Annotated in this window: 1 protein-coding gene; it reads right to left on the reverse strand. The window is 46.8% G+C overall.

Annotated features, from left to right (window positions below; all coding sequences use genetic code 11):
- Nucleotides 1-34 precede the first annotated feature (34 nt).
- A partial coding sequence (locus CWB76_RS19030) for a glutathione S-transferase C-terminal domain-containing protein (protein ID WP_171039662.1) occupies nucleotides 35-457 on the reverse strand: 423 nt, incomplete at its 5' end.

A 457-nucleotide genomic window follows, 5' to 3' on the forward strand; every position in this document is an offset into this window, starting at 1 on the left:
ACGCTGATTTTTTTATTTTTACTAAACAGGAGCTTTATTCAAAATCACGAGCACTGTGGCGCTCTGCGAGTTGTTCATCTTCTGCTCCCCAAGTACGGTTAACGCGACGGCCTCGTTTTACACCTGGGCGCGCTGCTATTTGCTTAGCCCAACGAACCACATGGGTATAAGATCCGACATCTAAAAACTCGGCGGCGTCGTATAAGTCGCCTAATACCAGTGAGCCATACCAAGGCCATATGGCAATGTCGGCAATGGAATATTCACTGCCTGCCATGTATTCGTTGTCACTTAAATGGCGGTTTAGTACATCTAGCTGACGCTTAGTTTCCATGGTGAAACGGTCAATCGGGTATTGCATTTTGGTTGGCGCATAGCTGTAAAAGTGACCAAAGCCGCCACCTAAATAAGGCGCCGATCCCATTTGCCAAAACAGCCAATTACGACATTGTTTGGT

The sequence above is a fragment of the Pseudoalteromonas sp. S1609 genome (genome assembly GCF_005887255.1).
Lineage (GTDB): Bacteria > Pseudomonadota > Gammaproteobacteria > Enterobacterales > Alteromonadaceae > Pseudoalteromonas.